The sequence below is a fragment of the Paenibacillus sp. FSL R10-2778 genome (genome assembly GCF_038593035.1).
Classification (GTDB): domain Bacteria; phylum Bacillota; class Bacilli; order Paenibacillales; family Paenibacillaceae; genus Paenibacillus_AQ; species Paenibacillus_AQ odorifer.
The window spans coordinates 596,272-613,883 of sequence record NZ_CP151956.1; the positions used below are offsets into that span (position 1 = coordinate 596,272).

Annotated in this window: 17 protein-coding genes and 2 riboswitches; of the genes, 12 read left to right on the plus strand and 5 right to left on the minus strand. The window is 45.9% G+C overall.

The genetic code is table 11. From position 1 onward, the window contains the following. Positions 1-857 precede the first annotated feature (857 nt). The 6 genes from NST40_RS02645 (at position 858) to NST40_RS02670 (ending at position 5,394) form a co-directional block, all read left to right on the plus strand. Complete coding sequence (locus tag NST40_RS02645) at positions 858-1,586, plus strand: hypothetical protein (protein ID WP_076124484.1); 729 nt, start codon at positions 858-860, stop codon at positions 1,584-1,586. A gap of 61 nt (positions 1,587-1,647) precedes the next feature. After that, positions 1,648-2,043 carry a GntR family transcriptional regulator gene (locus tag NST40_RS02650; RefSeq protein WP_076124482.1) on the plus strand — a complete coding sequence of 132 codons (396 nt, stop codon included), beginning with the start codon at positions 1,648-1,650 and terminating at the stop codon, positions 2,041-2,043. Positions 2,044-2,061: 18 nt separating this feature from the next. Then, entirely contained in the window at positions 2,062-2,991 is a 930-nt protein-coding gene (locus NST40_RS02655; RefSeq protein WP_076307923.1) for an ABC transporter ATP-binding protein, read from the plus strand. Positions 2,992-2,995: 4 nt separating this feature from the next. After that, the gene (locus NST40_RS02660) at positions 2,996-3,898 is read left to right on the plus strand and encodes an ATP-binding cassette domain-containing protein (RefSeq protein ID WP_076218889.1); all 903 of its coding nucleotides are present in this window, start codon (positions 2,996-2,998) and stop codon (positions 3,896-3,898) included. Beyond that, a complete protein-coding gene (locus NST40_RS02665; protein ID WP_076124479.1) occupies positions 3,891-5,171 on the plus strand; it encodes an ABC transporter permease in 1,281 nt (426 codons plus the stop codon). The genes NST40_RS02660 and NST40_RS02665 overlap by 8 nt, the downstream gene beginning before the upstream one ends. Positions 5,172-5,202: 31 nt before the next feature. Then, positions 5,203-5,394: a hypothetical protein gene (locus tag NST40_RS02670; protein ID WP_139332130.1), complete on the plus strand. Its 192-nt coding sequence runs from the start codon at positions 5,203-5,205 to the stop codon at positions 5,392-5,394. A 459-nt stretch (positions 5,395-5,853) separates the two neighbouring features. Here the strand turns inward: NST40_RS02670 and NST40_RS02675 are convergent, their stop codons facing one another. The 3 genes from NST40_RS02675 to NST40_RS02685 are packed head-to-tail and all read right to left on the minus strand — an operon-like array spanning position 5,854 to position 7,437. Further along, positions 5,854-6,306, minus strand: coding sequence for a hypothetical protein (locus NST40_RS02675; protein WP_076124475.1), 453 nt, complete (start codon positions 6,304-6,306; stop codon positions 5,854-5,856). A 40-nt stretch (positions 6,307-6,346) separates the two neighbouring features. Beyond that, positions 6,347-6,868 carry a hypothetical protein gene (locus NST40_RS02680; RefSeq protein WP_051490930.1) on the minus strand — a complete coding sequence of 174 codons (522 nt, stop codon included), beginning with the start codon at positions 6,866-6,868 and terminating at the stop codon, positions 6,347-6,349. 14 nt (positions 6,869-6,882) lie between these two features. Beyond that, positions 6,883-7,437 carry a hypothetical protein gene (locus tag NST40_RS02685; RefSeq protein WP_076218887.1) on the minus strand — a complete coding sequence of 185 codons (555 nt, stop codon included), beginning with the start codon at positions 7,435-7,437 and terminating at the stop codon, positions 6,883-6,885. Between the two features lie 68 nt (positions 7,438-7,505). Continuing rightward, positions 7,506-7,670: riboswitch (cyclic di-AMP (ydaO/yuaA leader) on the minus strand. Positions 7,671-8,089: 419 nt separating this feature from the next. Beyond that, a riboswitch (cyclic di-AMP (ydaO/yuaA leader) is annotated at positions 8,090-8,279 on the plus strand. A gap of 251 nt (positions 8,280-8,530) precedes the next feature. Between NST40_RS02685 and NST40_RS02690 the strand changes: the two genes are divergently transcribed. From NST40_RS02690 to NST40_RS02710, 5 genes are all read left to right on the plus strand, one after another. Next, positions 8,531-8,947: a hypothetical protein gene (locus tag NST40_RS02690; RefSeq protein WP_076124472.1), complete on the plus strand. Its 417-nt coding sequence runs from the start codon at positions 8,531-8,533 to the stop codon at positions 8,945-8,947. A gap of 216 nt (positions 8,948-9,163) precedes the next feature. Continuing rightward, positions 9,164-10,840, plus strand: a complete 1,677-nt coding sequence (gene kdpA, locus NST40_RS02695) for a potassium-transporting ATPase subunit KdpA (protein ID WP_076141854.1) — start codon at positions 9,164-9,166, stop codon at positions 10,838-10,840. A gap of 16 nt (positions 10,841-10,856) precedes the next feature. Beyond that, a complete protein-coding gene (gene kdpB, locus NST40_RS02700; RefSeq protein WP_341001036.1) occupies positions 10,857-12,890 on the plus strand; it encodes a potassium-transporting ATPase subunit KdpB in 2,034 nt (677 codons plus the stop codon). 55 nt (positions 12,891-12,945) lie between these two features. Further along, positions 12,946-13,554 (plus strand): potassium-transporting ATPase subunit KdpC, encoded by a 609-nt coding sequence (gene kdpC / locus NST40_RS02705; RefSeq protein WP_076193779.1) that lies wholly within the window; start codon positions 12,946-12,948, stop codon positions 13,552-13,554. A gap of 104 nt (positions 13,555-13,658) precedes the next feature. Next, the gene (locus tag NST40_RS02710; protein WP_076185175.1) at positions 13,659-15,983 is read left to right on the plus strand and encodes a histidine kinase; all 2,325 of its coding nucleotides are present in this window, start codon (positions 13,659-13,661) and stop codon (positions 15,981-15,983) included. A gap of 99 nt (positions 15,984-16,082) precedes the next feature. Here NST40_RS02710 and NST40_RS02715 read toward each other — a convergent pair whose 3' ends face one another. Together NST40_RS02715 and ytxJ are read right to left on the minus strand one after the other, a co-directional pair. Next, entirely contained in the window at positions 16,083-16,322 is a 240-nt protein-coding gene (locus tag NST40_RS02715) for a glutaredoxin family protein (RefSeq protein WP_076124465.1), read from the minus strand. Next, on the minus strand, positions 16,319-16,645 hold the full coding sequence (gene ytxJ / locus NST40_RS02720; protein ID WP_042123836.1) for a bacillithiol system redox-active protein YtxJ: 327 nt from the start codon (positions 16,643-16,645) through the stop codon (positions 16,319-16,321). The genes NST40_RS02715 and ytxJ overlap by 4 nt, the downstream gene beginning before the upstream one ends. Positions 16,646-16,873: 228 nt before the next feature. Between ytxJ and NST40_RS02725 the strand changes: the two genes are divergently transcribed. After that, positions 16,874-17,596, plus strand: a complete 723-nt coding sequence (locus NST40_RS02725) for an SDR family NAD(P)-dependent oxidoreductase (RefSeq protein ID WP_341001040.1) — start codon at positions 16,874-16,876, stop codon at positions 17,594-17,596. Positions 17,597-17,612: the final 16 nt, after the last annotated feature.

The window sequence follows — 17,612 nt, forward strand, 5'->3', positions numbered from 1 at the left end:
TTTGGTTTGTAGAGCTTCGGGATCTGTCCTGAAAATGAACGAAGTTAGCACGAAAAAGATGTAATTGGGGAAAACCTCCCTGAAAATGAACGAAAATAGCTTAAAAAGGCCATAATTAGGGAAATCCTTCCTGAAAGTGAATGGATTTAGCTCAATAACGGAGTAATAGCTGAAATTTTGGGGAGTTTTTCCCTAATGTTAATCCGTCCGGCAGTCGCCCATATCCCATACCTGAAACTGCACTAGCAGCCGAACTAGCATTCCACACCTGAAACCTGAACCAGTCAGCAGCCGAATCAGCACCCCGCCCCCGAAACCGCACCATCCGCAATACCCGCATCACACAATCGGAACTGTACCATCCGCCGCTCACGCATCACACAATCGGAACTGCACCATCCGCCGCGCACGCATCATCCCCCCGAACCAGCACCACAGCCGCACCAGCATACTAACCCGAACCAGTATCCGCTCCGGCACTCGCCTCCATAACGCACTTCACACCAACGCGTTACATAGAAGCAAGAGTGAGCTCTTACTACTTCATTTCCAGAATGAATTATCTAATAAACTCAATTATCCCAGTTATATTCGCCTCGTAGCATTCTGCCTCAATTCCCCCTCGTTGTAGATAATCCTAACAAATAAGCTTTACCTAACGTCTGAGAGTGTCTTCATAAGCTTGAAGTATGAGGTTGCTTAAACCTCCTATTTCTTTTGAATAATTTCCAGTTACAGGATTGACAATGTAAAATTAAGGTCATATACTGTGTATATAGATATATACAGTAAGCACAGGGATATGAACACCTGCTTCTGCTAGACGCTGAAGACATTGTAAAGCGAGGTTAGCATTAATGAGAACATTAAAAGATTCATGGTTTATGTTGCGCTCTGATTTTCGCGGAGATAAATTAAAAATATTAGGGACCCTCGTAATAACAGTTGTTTTTATGAGTTATCTTGGTGGACTGACTAGCCTGATAGCAAATGATGTACTAGGTGAGCAGGATCGGACGATGCTAGCGGATTTCTTATTTCTCTCCTTTATCCCCTTATTGGGATTAACATTCTCTCGCCGCTCCATGAAATATTGGAGTGAAGATTCTTACACAAAAATGTTGGTTTACTTACGAACTTTACCGATTCCAGCTGCAGTAATATTATCGCGGAGGAAACTTCAGGGTGTGGGCTCCTTTACTCTAAATGGTACGTTATTCTTCGTTATTATTTACTTGTTAGGAGAGAATTTCCGGGCAGAGCTGGCGGTTCCTTCGTACATAGCTTTTGCGATTACTTGGCTTGGCTTCGGATTCATGGTCTCAGGTCTATATATTTTTATTGAATATCTTTTTAGCGGCAAAGCTTATCTATGGCTAACATTGCTTATCGTAGTTTTATCGTGGGCAACATCGTTCTTAGTTACACTGGGCGGAGGCAGTTTGTTCTTATACAGTATCTCCTATTCGAAGGAGTGGGGGCTGTTATCTCCGATCATGTGGGGGTCACTACTGCTGGGAACAATATCTGTGCAGTTATTCTCTAAATGGACTATACATCGGCTGAAAAGTCGCAATCTCATATAAAAAATCGGAAATGGCAAGGACTGCGCTCTAGCACGCTAGAGTGGAAGGCGAGGTGTAAATAATGTGGATACCGGTACAAATCAACGAAAATAGTGCAGAGCCCCTCTATCATCAAATAGAGACTCAGCTTAGATCATTAATCATTAGCGGAGTCATTACAGAAGGTACGCTGCTGCCCTCGATTCGTGAGTTCGCAGGAGATCTGAAATGCAGTGTAATTACAGTGCGGCGCGTATATCAGGATCTGGAGAACGAAGGTTTGCTGCGAACGCGACAAGGAACAGGTACCTTTGTATCCCATGTAGGTGACGGAGCCATGGAAGAATATAAACGTGAAACGGTTGGCAAAGCACTTGAAAGTGCAGTGGATATCGCCCGATCGGTACATTGCAGCAAGGATGAACTTGAACAGATTTTTATGGAGATTGTAGAACGCAAGTATAGAGAAAAGGATTGAGAGGGGGCGCTTACTCATATGGTACAGATGGCTATAGAATTGCGGAATGTACTTAAACGGCGGAGAAACAAGACGATAGGGCCACTGACCCTGAATCTGCCTAAAGGATATATTACAGCTTTGGTAGGTCAGAATGGATCCGGCAAAAGCACGCTGCTGAATCTGCTGATGCAGCTGACTAATCCAGAGGAAGGCGAGATATATTGGTTCGAGAACAGGTATGATAGCGGGTTGTCTCTGGAGCTTCGCCAGACCATTGCCTATGTTCCTGAAACGTCAATTACTGAGGAGAACCACTGGAATGCAGCGGAGGCAGCTCGATTTCGGAAGTATTGGTATCCAAATTGGGACGATCAGTATTTTCACGAGCTGATGGATCGCTTTGAGGTTCCGTATCATATGAGACTTTCGAAGATGTCTAAAGGGGAGCGCCGGAAATTCGAAATTGCTGCAGCACTTGCGGCACGGCCAAGTCTGCTGCTATTGGATGAACCTTCATCGGGTCTTGATCCTTTTGCCTGGAAGATTATGATCGAGACACTTCGTAAATATATGGATGAGCACAACGCAACGATTATCATCTCCACACACATTGTGGATGAGGTGCGACGGCTGGCGGATTATATCGTCCTTATGCATCGGGGAGAACTGCTGGGTATGGCTGAAAAAGACAGTCTGTTCGGTGCTTGGACCGAGGTTTGGGTGAATGCTGCGGATGAAGAGGAGCTTGCGGAGTTATCGGCTGAGTTGCCAGGAGGCTTGCACTTTACCATGGATACACCGGGTGTAGCTTCTTTTATCATAGAACAATTTTCTGAAAACGAGAAACGCATTCATGACTTGGGCGTAAAGGTTATCAAGAGCCGCAGTTTGGAACTGGACGAAATATTAAGTTTATGGACACAGGGTCATCGTCCTATTCTAATTGACCACAAGAGAGGGGACTAGAGAAATGGAAGCCTTAAAGCTGGAAAGTGTAGTTAAGCAATATGGAGAAAAAACCGCAGTAAACGGAATTAACCTAACCGTAGGTAAAGGGGAAATTTACGGATTACTGGGGGCGAACGGCGCGGGAAAAACAACCACGATGCGTATGGTGCTCGGCCTAATCTACCCTGATGAGGGCAAGATTTTGTATAACGGAAAACCTTTCAACAGTGAACTGCAGCAACTTATGGGTTATCTGCCCGAAGAACGTGGACTATATCCTAAGGTGAAGATCAGCGATCAAATCGTTTACTTGGCCCGCCTGCGTGGGATGTCAGCTAGTGATGCAGATAAGAGCTTGCGCTATTGGCTGGATCGATTCGAGGTTCCGGATTATTACAATAAAAAAATAGAAGAGCTTTCCAAAGGAAATCAGCAAAAAATGGGCTTTATCGCCGCTGTCGTTCATAAGCCGCAGATTCTGATTCTAGATGAAGCTTTCAGCGGGCTGGACCCAGTAAACGTGGAGCTGCTGAAAGATACGGTCAAAGAATTACGTGATTCGGGAACAAGTATCCTCTTCTCTACGCACCGGATGGAGCATGTGGAAGAGCTATGCCGTAACATTACGATTCTCGATCGATCCAATACGGTCGTTCAAGGGGATATCCGCACGATCAAGAATGGCTACCCGCGGGAAGAAGTATTGCTGCGTACAGCTAATGAGGTAAAAGGTTTGGAGTCCATCGCAGGTGTTACAGCAGTTAAACAGCTGGAGCGTGGGTATCTGTTATCGATCAGTGAGATCGGTGCAGCACAGCGTATTTTACAGCAGGCGATAGCACAGGGTGAAGTGGAGCATTTTGAAATCAAGGAACCTACGTTAAACCAAATCTTTATCAGAGCGGTGGGTGAATCTAATGAATAAGATGGGGACAATTATCGGCTTTACCTTTAAAAATAAAGTTAGAACGAAATCATTTATGATTACTACTTTGATTCTAGTATTATTGCTCAGCATAGGGATGAATCTTCCCTATATCATCGATCAGTTTAAGGGTGATTCGGCCAAAAGTGAAGTTACTCAAATTGCTGTGATTGCTGAAGAGGGAAATCAGGTTGCAGAATTGTTGAAGGCTTATACTGCGCCAGAGGGCATGCCACAGGCTAAGATAGTACAATATGCTTCTGCGGAGGATGCCGAGTTAAAGAAAGCATTAGATGAAGAGACCGTAGAAGGTTATGTTACTTTTGCGGAACCTACTGGTGAAGGGCTTCCACCCGTTACTTATCATAGTAATGATGGGGAACTAAACGGAGATGTGCAAGTTTATCTCCAAAATGCACTTCAGCAAGCAAACACACAATTCATCGTTGGCGACAAGCTGACCTCTGAACAGATTGCTGCAATGTCAACGCCTGTGCAGATTACTACACAACAGCTTAACGCAGGCGGTGGCAGTGAAAGCTCTCAGGAGGACACTCCAGCCATTAACTACATTATCGTATATGCCATGCTTATGTTGTTCTTTATGTCCATTATGATGACAGGCAACATGATTGCCGCAGAGATAACTTCTGAGAAAAGCTCGCGGATTATGGAGATTCTGATTACAAGTGCCTCACCTTTAGCGCAAATGTTCGGTAAAGTTATCGGTGTTTTCCTAGTAGGAATATTGCAAATTGGGATCTTTGTCGCAGCGATCGTCGTCAATTTGACGCTCCCGCATAATGCGACTGTATTGGCTGATTTTGATCTCGATTTAGGCCAGCTCAATATTAACTTGCTGCTCTATGGATTTGTCTTGTACGTATTAGGTTACTTCCTCTATGCCTTGATGTATGCGGCTGTAGGTTCGATTGTCAGCCGTACGGAGGATCTCGGTCAGGCGGTAATGCCAATCATGATGTTAGGCTTCGTAGCGTTCTATGTTCCACTGTTCAGTATCTCCAATGCAGATACTCTAGTGGTTAAGATAGCGAGTTATGTGCCCTTCACCTCACCATTGACGATGCTGCTCCGAATTGGTGTCGGCGAGGTGGCGATCTGGCAAGTCATTGTATCGCTGCTGATCCTGCTTGTGACTACCTTCATCTTCGGATGGCTGGCAGCCAAGATCTATCGTACCGGCGTACTGATGTACGGCAAACGCCCAAGTATTAAAGAAATTAGAAAAGCAATGAAAGCTTACAAGATCTAAGATGACCTCATATAACTTTTAAGGAGTGCTAATGATGTCTACAAGCGAACAATATACCATTATGCTTTTAATGAGTTCGGTATCGCTGGCTACGGTTAGTAGAATGCTTCCGGATGGCTCCACTTTTATGGATTTTGTTCAAGGTCTATTGACTGGTGTTGCTATAGTGGGGATGTTGGCGGGATTGTGGATGTACGGTAAGGCGCGTAAGAGTAAAGCGTAATAGTAAGCACTGAGTTTTCGGGGGTATCCTAACAGCCGTTTATGGTTGCTGGGATATCCCCGTTTTTGAGTTGGCAATCTCTTTGTATACGAGCTGATATAGCTAACGGACCCAGCAGCACTTAAATGCAGCAATCATCGAGATTTGGCAAGATATCGGACACTATAGTCGCTATTGGCATGAAAAAGGGTGAATCAGTAGCTCTTTTAACCAAATAGTTGCACTGGAGTCCGATACTATGCTCAAAAGGCGATAAACGTGCAAATAACGTCATCTTGGTCCGTAAGCCTTGGTGGAAGATGATTAGGGCTTGCTTTAAGACGATCCGAGACGTTCACTGCTCGGGATTTCTACTGGAGTCCGAACGCCGGCTATATTTGTGGAAAAGCTTCAATTAAAGGCTCCTGAGTCCGTTAGATGCTTCATGCGCTTAAAGATTGTCTGAATTCTTGTCAGTGACTAAATTATAGAAAGATTTGCGCTCGTTAGTATATCCGTTTGGGTGGTCATCTGCTCCCGTAGAGCTCTAAGCTGTGTTTTCAGTGCGGGAACACTTTTTTGCAGAATAATGCTTATTTGAGAAAGAGGCAGCTTTAGGCCGTACCACATGACCTTCACAAGCTGTTCCTCCCAAGGTAATGCCTTAGCCGATAGAAGGGAGCGCCGGGCAAAAGAATCAGCACACTGGTGAATACAAGTGCGGTAAGCGTGGATAGAGAATAACTGAGGATCAAAATCATCCTGACGATATATTTTATGAAGCTCTGTGAAGGTGCGGATAGTAATCTTGTCTGCCTCATTAGATTGTTCTAACAACATGGAACTAAGTACGTAGACTTCATTAGTATACTTTTGAACACACTCTGCAAATTTAGTACTGTAGGTGGACTCGGGAGGTAAGGGGTCAGGCATGGTGAACACGATCCTTTCAGATTGAGAGATTTGCTTGAATCTATAATATAGAAAAGTAAGAGATGGATTTATTGATAAGATCGGCGGTGTCTGGTTCCGGGCAACTGTGTTTCTGCTGGGAGGCAGTGGATAAAGCTTTTGAAGGCTTGTAGTAGAGCCGTTCACTTCTGGAATTGCTCCCCCCTGCTGCAACACTGTACAGACGCCCTTGCTGAATATGCCCTGCCAAGGATTTACCCTGGAGCTTGGCCTTTAAATCCTGCAAAGCACCCTGAACTAGCTCAAGCTTAACCTGCTCCCAATCTGAACCTTCGCGGCGGACCTTATCCAGCGCTTCTTCAAGACGGCAATGACAGATGGCCCGTAAAAAAGAACTCCATTTAATGAGATCGAAATTTTTGGTGTTGGCAGAGATCAGACAAGCCCCCCAACTGCAGCCTCCCTTACAGGTGAGCTTCAGAATACCATAACGGCAGCCTTCAGCCCCTTCCATTCCATAGTGAATAGGCTCGGGTTCATCCAATACAAATACTTCAATGCGGGATAGTCTGCGCTGGTCCATAGTAGGGTTCCTCCTTAGATTTCCAAAAGCTTTAAGTCTACATGATGAGTGACACTAGCCCTTTCTACACAAGCGAGCATTTCCATTTTATTCTCACAGACTGCGGTATGCTCTAGCCATAGTCGGAACTTCTCTTTTCGTATAACAGATAGATGTAAGGGAAAGGTGCTGCGGGATCTCAAGACATACCAACCGGCGCTTACATCTTTCCAAGGCTCCTTGAAGGCTGTAAACCACGGGAGCTTTTGGTGCGATGACCAATCCTGCTGCTGCTGTTGTTCTCGAATTTTTTTATATATCTCATATACAATCTTAGAGTCTAAACAGTCTTTACAAGAAGAAGGTGTGCTGAACTGGCGAAGGGCTTGGATCTGGTTCTGGCCAAATGCATAGCCTACAATGTACCTGTGATTATGTTCTTCGAACCACAAGGCCCCGAAACAAACGTAATTTAGACTTATCGGCTCAAGCAGCCCTTGATGTATCCCTAAATAATAGTGCTTCAAAACATTCACCCCATCCAGCGTGCTATCACCTAATAAGCTCAGGTAACGCAAAAACCGCAGCAAGAGGAGGACCTCTGCTGCGGTTTTGGATTACAGGCAGATATACCTGGGCCAAAGCGTGGCGGATCAAGGGTCTCTCTCTTTACGCTTACGAGGTTAGCTGTCGGATTCGGACGGTGAGAGTCGCCCTACCTATTGAGACTTATGCAGTCTCCTTTGGATTCACCCCAAGTAGGCCAGGTGGCCTGATGGTTCCCCCGTTCCCTGCGAATGCAGGAACTCAGCGTTGATTGTTTTTCATGAATTAGATTCAACCCGAATCATACTCTTTTCAAGATTTTCTGTAAAAAACGGAAAATGTTCTTTTAGAGCAATTTTAACCATATCCTGCCGACTACGACTGAAAAACGAGGTAAATAGGTATTTATGGCGTGTTATCGCGCCTCTTTCTCGCTCAGCCTCAGCTTCTTGCGTTTCTACCTATAATGGGAATTTGCAGTATTTTCGCTCTAAAAAGGTGAATAAAATCACATGGGTTATAGATAGCGATTAAACGCTCCAAACTCGAGTAAACAAGAGATATAGAGAGATTAGATATCAAGTAAGCGCTATCTAATGGGAAAATAGTTTTTAATTTGCATTATTTTGGCATCATTCAGGTTTTACAAGTCTTCGTGCATAAGAGTATGATTACTCCTGTTTCAACGACAATCGAATATTTGATCCGCTTAATTTCCGGTAAGGAAAGCGGGGGAACCAACAATCGGCAGCCGATGTGAGAGTCGGAAGCAGATTATGGGGTGAATCCTGTAGAGGGTGTGAGTGAGCTCGCATCTATACAGGTAGGGCGACTCTCACCGCCCGAATCCGACAGCTAACCTCGTAAGCGTATGGAGAGAGGATGAGTGCAATGTGACCGCTAGCGAGCCACAGAGGAGATCCTTTGTGGCTTTTTGCTGTGCTCTTAGAAGCAAAGCATTTATGGAGGCCTCCCCTAAGAGGTCGCTAAATTCATCATTAGCGGTATTTGTAAGGCAGCGTCTAATGACGTGACACAACCGAGCTTTAGGTTGTGCCCGAAAATGACGATAGGTCAACATCCTTTCGGAGATTTTCGTTGCCTCCTTGTTGTAAATGAGCAGGAGGAGAAAAAAAGATGACGGATCAGAATGAATATGTGCTTGTATGTGCGCCTACAAAGGCGGGAGAACATTTCATTAAACTTCTGAAGTTCAGGGGTATTAAGATGGCGGGATTAACCAACAATGTGGCTGAGAAAGCTTTACTTGAGGAGCTCGGGATTGAGCAGGTTATTCTAGTGGATACCCGCCATCAGAGCACTTGGTTTCGCCCATCGTTCCCGGTAGGCAGGGTATATCTGTTTGAGAGCAGCTTTCCGCTTTGCTGCCGCTATATTCAGATGTGCCGTACCTGGACGACACAGCCGATTTTTGTGATTACAAGTTCAATAAATCCTAGATTGGTCTATAAAAGACTTGGTGCGAGCTATGTAATCTATTCCCATAGTGGTGATGCTGATTTTCTAATCGATAGATCACCTCATCAAGGATAATGGAAGGAGTGCGGAAGATATGATGGATCTGTATATGGTGGCTTCGTTAGCTGTAATTTACGGGTTATTTTATGGCTTTATGCGCTGGTGCGCAGGTGTAGTTGAGGATACGGGGAGGGATAAGCTGTGATTCTAGTAATCGCTGTTACCCTACTGTTGTTTTTATATCTGGTTTACGCGTTGATTCATCCTGAGAAATTTTAAGGAGGGGCATTCATGGGCATTTTGCAAATAGTCGTCGTAATTGTAATTCTCATCTTGCTGGTCAAGCCGATGGGAACGTATTTATATCATGTATTTTCTAACGAACCGAATCGTACGGATCGCTGGTTTGCAGGCACAGAGAAAGGTATTTATAAGCTGATCGGCCTGAAAAAACGGGACGGAATGTCCTGGAAGAAGTATGCACTCAGCTTTGTTTTAACTAATATCGTACTGGTTGCTTTCAGTTATATTTTTCTGAGATTACAGCGGGGATTGCCGCTGAACCCGAATGGAATTGCCGATATGGAACAGACGCTTTCATTCAATACGGTGATCAGCTTTATGACCAATACGAACCTGCAGCATTATAGCGGGGAGACGGGACTATCGTATTTTTCACAAATGGCAGTCATCACGATGATGATGTTCACGTCTGCAGCGAGCGGATTTTCTGTTGCGGTTGCTTTTGTCAGAGGGATTACAGGACAGAAATCAGTCGGGAACTTTTTCGAGGACTTCGTAAAAGCACATATTCGTGTATTCATTCCATTAGCTCTGCTAGTTTCATTGGTGCTGGTAGGATTGCATGTGCCACAAACGCTCAAGCCATCGCTTGAGGTCACTACACTCGAAGGGCAGACACAACAAATCGCTATCGGTCCAGTCGCTTCTTTGGAATCAATTAAACACTTAGGTACGAATGGTGGCGGCTTCTTCGGAGCCAATTCAGCGCATCCTTTCGAGAACCCTAATCCACTTACGAACGTGCTGGAGATTCTCTCTATGTGGATGCTGCCAGCCTCTCTGCCATATATGTACGGATTGTTCGCTAAGAACAAACGTCAGGGCTGGGTGATTTTCACAGCAATGATGACCTTGTTCGTACTACTGCTGGGATTGAATTATTATGCGGAAACCAAAGGCAATCCAGCTATCAATGCGCTGGGGATCGAGTCTTCGCAAGGTAGCATGGAAGGTAAAGAGGTACGTTTTGGTATCCCGCAATCTTCGTTGTTCACTTCGGTAACAACGGCAGCTACGACAGGTAGTGTTAACAATATGCATGATACGCTGACACCGCTGGGTGGCATTACCCCTCTGGCCCTAATGATGCTCAACAATGTCTTCGGGGGAAAAGGTGTCGGACTAATCAATATGCTGATGTATGCCATCATGGGTGTCTTCTTATGTGGACTAATGGTTGGCAGAACACCAGAGTTTCTCGGGCGAAAGATAGAAGCCAAGGAGATGAAGCTAATTGCGATTGCTATCCTTGTGCATCCGTTCATTATCCTTGTACCAACAGCAGGTGCGTTCTTAACGGACTTGGGCAACGGTTCCATCACGAATCCCGGATTCCATGGACTTAGCCAAGTGTTATATGAATATGTCTCTTCTGCCGCGAACAATGGTTCAGGATTTGAAGGGCTTGCGGACAACACCACCTTTTGGAATGTTACAACCGGGATCGTAATGCTGCTTGGCCGTTATGTCTCTATAATCGCGATGCTGGCAGTTGCAGGCTCACTGATCCAGAAGAAGCCAGTTCCTGAGACGATTGGCACATTCCGCACAGACAATGGTCTGTTCACCGGAATTCTGATTGGTACAGTAGTAATTATCGGTGCGCTGACGTTTCTGCCGGTCATTGTGCTCGGCCCGATTGCAGAATATTTGACCTTACGGTAGGAAGAGGGAGAACAAGATGAGTACTGTAAAAAGAAAAAAGCTGCTGACGGGACCCATACTCCTAAGCGCTATAAAGGATAGCTTTATTAAGCTTAACCCGGTGACGTTAATCAAAAATCCGGTCATGTTCGTAGTCGAAATCGGTACGATTATTGTATTGCTTATGGTACTGGCCCCCGGATATTTTAATGCAGAGAAATCGGTAGGCTTCAATATCACAGTGTTGTTCATTCTGCTATTCACAGTGCTGTTTGCCAACTTCGCTGAAGCGCTGGCTGAAGGCCGCGGGAAAGCCCAGGCGGATTCACTCAAGAAAACGAAACAGGATATCACAGCTAACAAACTCGTTGGAGGGTCTGTGAAGACCGTTTCTTCTTCCGAGCTTCGTAAAGGAGATATTGTCATCGTCAGTCAGGGAGAACTTATCCCTGGCGATGGTGAAGTAATTGAAGGGCTGGCCTCCGTAGATGAATCTGCAATAACAGGTGAATCTGCACCTGTTATTAAGGAAGCCGGCGGAGATTTTGGCTCAGTCACAGGCGGCACCCGGGTAGTCAGTGATGAGATTAAAGTCAAAATTACCAGTGACCCCGGTGAGTCATTCCTGGATCGGATGATCTCCCTCGTTGAAGGGGCGAAACGTCAAAAGACACCCAATGAAATTGCACTAAATACACTCTTGATCAGTCTGACGTTGATTTTCCTGATTGTAGTAGTGACCTTGCGGCCAATTGCGACTTATCTGGGCGTTGATCTAGATATTCCTGTTATGATCGCCTTGCTGGTCTGTCTGATCCCGACCACAATCGGGGGTCTGCTCTCCGCTATCGGGATAGCAGGGATGGACCGCGTCACACAGTTTAATGTCCTTGCTATGTCAGGGAAGGCCGTTGAAGCTGCCGGCGACATTAATACAATGATTCTAGATAAGACCGGTACGATTACTTTCGGAAACCGGATGGCGAGTGATTTTGTGCCAGTTGGAGATGAAACGGAAGCTGAGCTTACGGCTTGGGCAGCTATTAGTTCGCTAAAGGATGAGACTCCGGAAGGACGTTCTGTTATTGAGCTGGCTAAGAAGCTGGAACGCAGCTATGACAGCAAACTTGCTGAAGGCGGAGAGTTCGTAGAGTTTAAGGCTGAGACCCGGATGAGTGGTATAGATCTGCGTGATGGACGATCTGTTCGTAAAGGGGCAGTCGATTCCGTGAAGAAATGGGTACAGTCGAAGGGCGGAGTCATTCCCGCGAACCTCGACAGTAATTCCGATGCTATCGCTCGGATGGGGGGGACCCCGCTTGCTGTTGCGGTAGACAACCGGATTTATGGACTTATTTACTTAAAGGATACAGTTAAGCCAGGCATGAAAGAGCGGTTTGATGAGCTGCGAAAAATGGGAATCAAGACTATCATGTGTACAGGGGACAATCCGCTGACCGCAGCTACTATTGCCCGTGAAGCAGGGGTAGATGATTTTATTGCAGAGAGTACACCTGAGGATAAAATAGCGGTTATCCGCCGTGAGCAGAACGAAGGCAAGCTGGTGGCAATGACTGGTGATGGTACGAATGACGCACCTGCCCTTGCCCAAGCTGATGTGGGCTTAGCGATGAACAGTGGGACTACAGCCGCTAAGGAAGCAGCAAACATGGTTGATCTGGACTCCGATCCCTCGAAGATCATTGAGGTTGTAGCTATTGGTAAACAGCTACTGATGACGCGGGGCGCGTTGACAACGTTCAGTATTGCGAATGATATCGCTAAATACTTCGCAATTATTCCGGCAATGTTCATGCTCGCCATTCCTGAAATGGAAGCCCTGAATGTCATGGGATTGGGTTCACCTAGCTCGGCAATTATATCTGCATTAATATTTAATGCGATTATTATTCCGCTGCTGATCCCATTGGCTATGAAAGGTGTCTCGTATAAAGCGATGAGTTCTACGAAGCTGCTGGGACGTAATATTTTTATCTATGGTTTAGGTGGAGTAGTCGTTCCTTTTGCGGGCATCAAGCTTATTGATTTGCTCGTAAGTGTATGGATTTAACAACGGATTGACTAATCATTGAAAGGGTGAGAGCATCGTGAATAACAGAAAATCGATTGCGGACGCTGAAGAACAGTTGTCATCATCGAAGGGTGCTAATTTCTTTATTATATTACGGCTATGTCTAGTGTTTATTGTTCTTTGCGGAGTGATTTATCCTCTGACTACTACAGCGATTGCTCAAGTTCTGATGCCATCGCAAGCGAACGGCAGTCAGCTGAAGAATGACGCTGGAGTAGTTGTGGGCTCAGAACTCATCGGGCAAAGCTTTACGGACCCGGCATTATTCCATGGCCGTGTATCCAGCATTGATTATAAAGCGGAAGCCTCAGGCTCCAATAACTACGGCCCATCCAACCCGGATATGCTGCAGCGGACGAAGGATTCCATCACACAGTGGCAGCTTGATAATCCGGATGTGCCTGTAAACAAGCTGCCGGTTGATTTAGTAACCAACTCGGGTTCAGGTCTTGATCCGCATATCACTCCTGCGTCGGCAATTGTGCAGATTCCCCGGATCAGTAATTTGACTGGGATTCCAGCCGCGCAGCTGGAAGAGCTAGTGAATAAGCAGACCGAAGGTCGCGATCTAGGGCTGTTTGGTGAAAAGCGGGTAAATGTTCTGAAGCTGAACATGGAGCTGCAGAAATTAACGAACAAATAAATATAGCTAATATCCCTGCCCGATTGTTCAAACTGGGTCAGGGATATCTTGCTTTCTGGCATAGAAGAGTGAATGGATGAACGGGTTATTAAGGAGTGGTCTTGATGGGAACATATCGGAGGAAGACGCCGGAGGAACTGCTGCTCTCTATTTATGAGCTGCATCGTGGACGTCTGAAGATCTATATAGGTCCGGTCAGTGGATCAGGCAAGACCTATCAGATGCTGCGTGAGGGTCAGGCGCTGAAAGCTCAGGGCATCGATGTTGTAATCTGTGCGGTTTCAACCAACCAAAGTCCAGAAACAAGGGATCAGCTGGGTGACTTGGAACGGATTCCAAGTATTCATTGGTTTCAGAAGGAGATCGAGAAGAAGGATCTGGACGTGGAGGCCATTGTGGCGCGTAATCCAGAGGTTGTACTGACCGATGGATTGGCTCATCATAATCGCGAGGGTGCGGAGAGATCGACTAGGCTGGAGGATATCAAATATTTATTGGGCTGTGGAATTAGTGTCATCACAACTGTAAACGTATACGAGCTGGAAGGCGCAGCAGATCTTGCGCGGAAGTGGACGGGGATTGAGGTGGAATATTCCTTGCCTGCGGAAGTGCTCACCCTTGCAGATGATATCGTTCTAATTGATGTGACTCCGGAAAAGATACTTCAACGTTTGTCCGAAGGACATTTGGGCAAGAAGCAGCGGACTTCGCTTTTTAACAAAGGGAATCTAAGCAAGCTGCGGGAGCTGGCGCTGAGAATGGTTGCGGAGGATGTTAATGGTTCGCTGGAGAAGCATCGGGAGGAGCAAGGATTGCTGGGGGCTTCGGGGATTGCCGAAAAAGTGTTGGTGTCCGCACAGTATTATTGGAATGGCTCGATTCATATCCGCCGTGGGCAGCAAATCGCTAAACGGTTAAACGGAGATCTGGCGGTGGTATCCTTCTGGAAGCAGGGCCTGACGCCCTCTAAGGAAGCAGCAACCTTCAAGCGATCCCTATGGAAGCTGACTGAGAAGATTGGGGCCTCGATGGAGGAGATTTCTTTTCGCTCGAAGAGGGAGATTCCGGGACTTCTAGTGAAATACGCCATCCAGCATAATATTACCCGTATCGTTATGGGTCACTCTAAGCAAACGGCGTGGCAGGAGCTGTGGAAGGGTTCGATTGCTAACTCATTGTTAAAGCAAATCCGCGGAGTAGATGTGTTTTTCGTGGCTGATCGTGCTGAGCGTGAGGGAGAACGTGTTCTTCCTACCCGGCAGAGCCGAAATGAGCGGAAAGCTGATGCCTATCACAGATTAAGCACTCAGGAAGTAAAGGATAAAATCGATGCGATTCGTGGGGGCACATTTAAAGTGTACATTGGTGCTGCTCCCGGGGTGGGCAAGACTTATAAGATGCTGCGAGAAGGAAATGATCTCTTAAAGAGAGGGATCGATGTTGTTATTGGACTACTAGAAACGCATGGACGTAAAGAAACCCTTGAACAGATCGGTGATCTGGAGATCCTTCCGCGACTGAGCATTGACTATCGGGGGACTGTCCTTGAGGAAATGGATACGGCAGCTATTATTAAGCGTAATCCGGAGGTCGTACTGGTAGATGAACTGGCACATACCAATATGCCGGGCAGCAAGCATAAGAAGCGGTATATGGATGTTATGGAGTTATTGGATGCGGGGATCTCTGTAATCTCCACAGTGAATGTTCAGCATTTAGAAAGCTTGAATGATGCAGTAGAACAAATTACCGGAGTTAGAGTTAGAGAGACTTTCCCGGACAGCATTCTGCAACGGGCCGACGAAGTTGAACTTATCGATGTATCCCCCAAAACACTGCAAGAGCGGATGAAGGATGGAAAAATATATGCGATGACCAAAGTGGATCAGGCGCTGGGTGCTTTTTTCAAAATCGGCAATCTAATCGCCCTCCGTGAACTGGCGCTGCGGGAAATTGCTGATGATGTGGATGAACGTCTGGAGGCCTGGGAACGTGTCGGGTCGCTGCGGGGACCTTGGCGGCGGCAGGAAGTGATCTATGTGTGCATCACCTTAGGAGATCATGCGGAACGTCTGATTCGGCGCGGTTTTCGGATTGCCTATCGTCTAAAAGCTTGCTGGTATGTTACGTACGTACAGGAATATAAGCAGAGCGGGCCTTCTTACGATAAACGAATTAATGATTTGAAAGAATTGACGGAACGACTGGGTGGAACGTTTAAGATGATTCCTAACGTGCTCCCGGCACGAGTGTCTTCCTTGCTGCTTGAAAGGTCTCAAGCCTTACAGAGCACACAGATTATTATCGGCCAGTCCCAACGCTCATGGGTGCGCAAATGGCTACGCGGGGATGTCACTAAACAGATTTTGCGTTCGGCCAGAAATGTAGATGTACTGGTCGTGGCAAATCTTATGCGTGAGGAACCCTAAGCTTTAGAACAATGAAAAAAAGGGATTCCTTGCCGAGTGGCTGCTGGAATCCCCTTTTTTGTAAGCATATATCAAGTGCTAAATAATTAAACGAATGAATTACTGAGCAGCTTCGAGAAGTGCTTTCAGCTCGGGAAGATTGAATCCTTTGGTGGCGTGATCCCCTGCTACAGTAACAGGAACACCCATGAAACCAAGCTTTTCGACTTCCTCTTGATAGACGGTGCTAGTCATAACATCTCTTACTTCAAAAGGGATACCTTGCTCCGTAAGATATTGTTTGACCAGATTACAGTCGCTGCAGCCTGCTGTTGAATAAACAATCACTTGCTGGCTCATTGGTTCACAGCCTCTTTGATAGCATCTCTTGTGATCTTCCAGTGGGAAGTGTTCCAGCGGACCTCATTATCCTCAAGCAGGAAGAGCTGTGGAGATTCATGCTTAATCCCGAAATCCTCGGCAATTTGATTGGAAACTGGACGATCCTCGATGACTAGAACTACTGCTGCTGCAGTATCCGCATCCTTTAGATAAGCCTGGAATTCTTCATTAGCTTTGGCGCTAATCGGGCAGGTAGTGCTGTGTTTGAACAGCAGCTTCTTGCCAGGTTTAGCCACATACTGCTCAAGATCTTCCAATGTATGAAGTTGTTGAATAGACATAGATATCACCCTCCTGGGATCGTTATTTTACTAACCATTGTGTTGTTAACAACCTGTAATCATGATTGTAACATATATTAAATTTAAAACAAAAAGGATTCTGGAGCAGCTAATCCAAGAATGACTAAACCCTCATTTTAGCGCGTTGAAAAAAAGAGGACGGCATGCTAAGGTGAAAGGAAGACAACTTGCTTCAATAATCCTTACTAGGTAGGAGTGTTGATAAGAATGAACAGAGTCGCATGTGTGACTGGAGCTGATCGGGGTCTCGGATTGTCTCTTGTGCACTCTCTTTTAGAGAAACAGTTCTCAGTATTTGCTGGACAATACATGAGAGATACAGATGAATTGAAAGCGCTTAAAGAGGAGTATCCGGAACAGCTGGAACTTATTCCACTCGATATTGGTAGTAAGGACAGTGTAAAGCAGGCAGCAAGGGCTATCGCCAGCAGAACTGTGCATGTTGATATTCTTATTAATAATGCCGGAATTATTCATTCCGCAGATGATGCTACGATGCTGGTGGATATGGATGATGAGGGCATGGCGGAGATTTATAATGTGAATACACTAGGCGCGTTGAGAGTCAGCAATGCACTTATGGGACTTTTATTGCAAAGTAAGGATAAATTGATTGTTAATATTTCTTCGGAAGCGGGCAGCATTGGCAGAAATAAACGTATTAACATGTACGGCTACTGCATGTCTAAGGCGGCTCTCAATATGCAATCCTCCCTGATGCACAATCATCTAAAGACGCTTGGGGGTCAAGTGATGGTGTTTCACCCCGGCTGGATGAAGACTTATATGCATGGCGAAAAAAATGAGCAAGCCGATATTTCACCCGATGTGTCTGCAGACCAGATTATAAGTCAGGTTATGGAGTATAAAAAGTATCTAGGGGATGAGCCGGCCTATCTTGACGTGGATGGAAATACATGGCCTTGGTAGATGGGCTTCCCGTAAT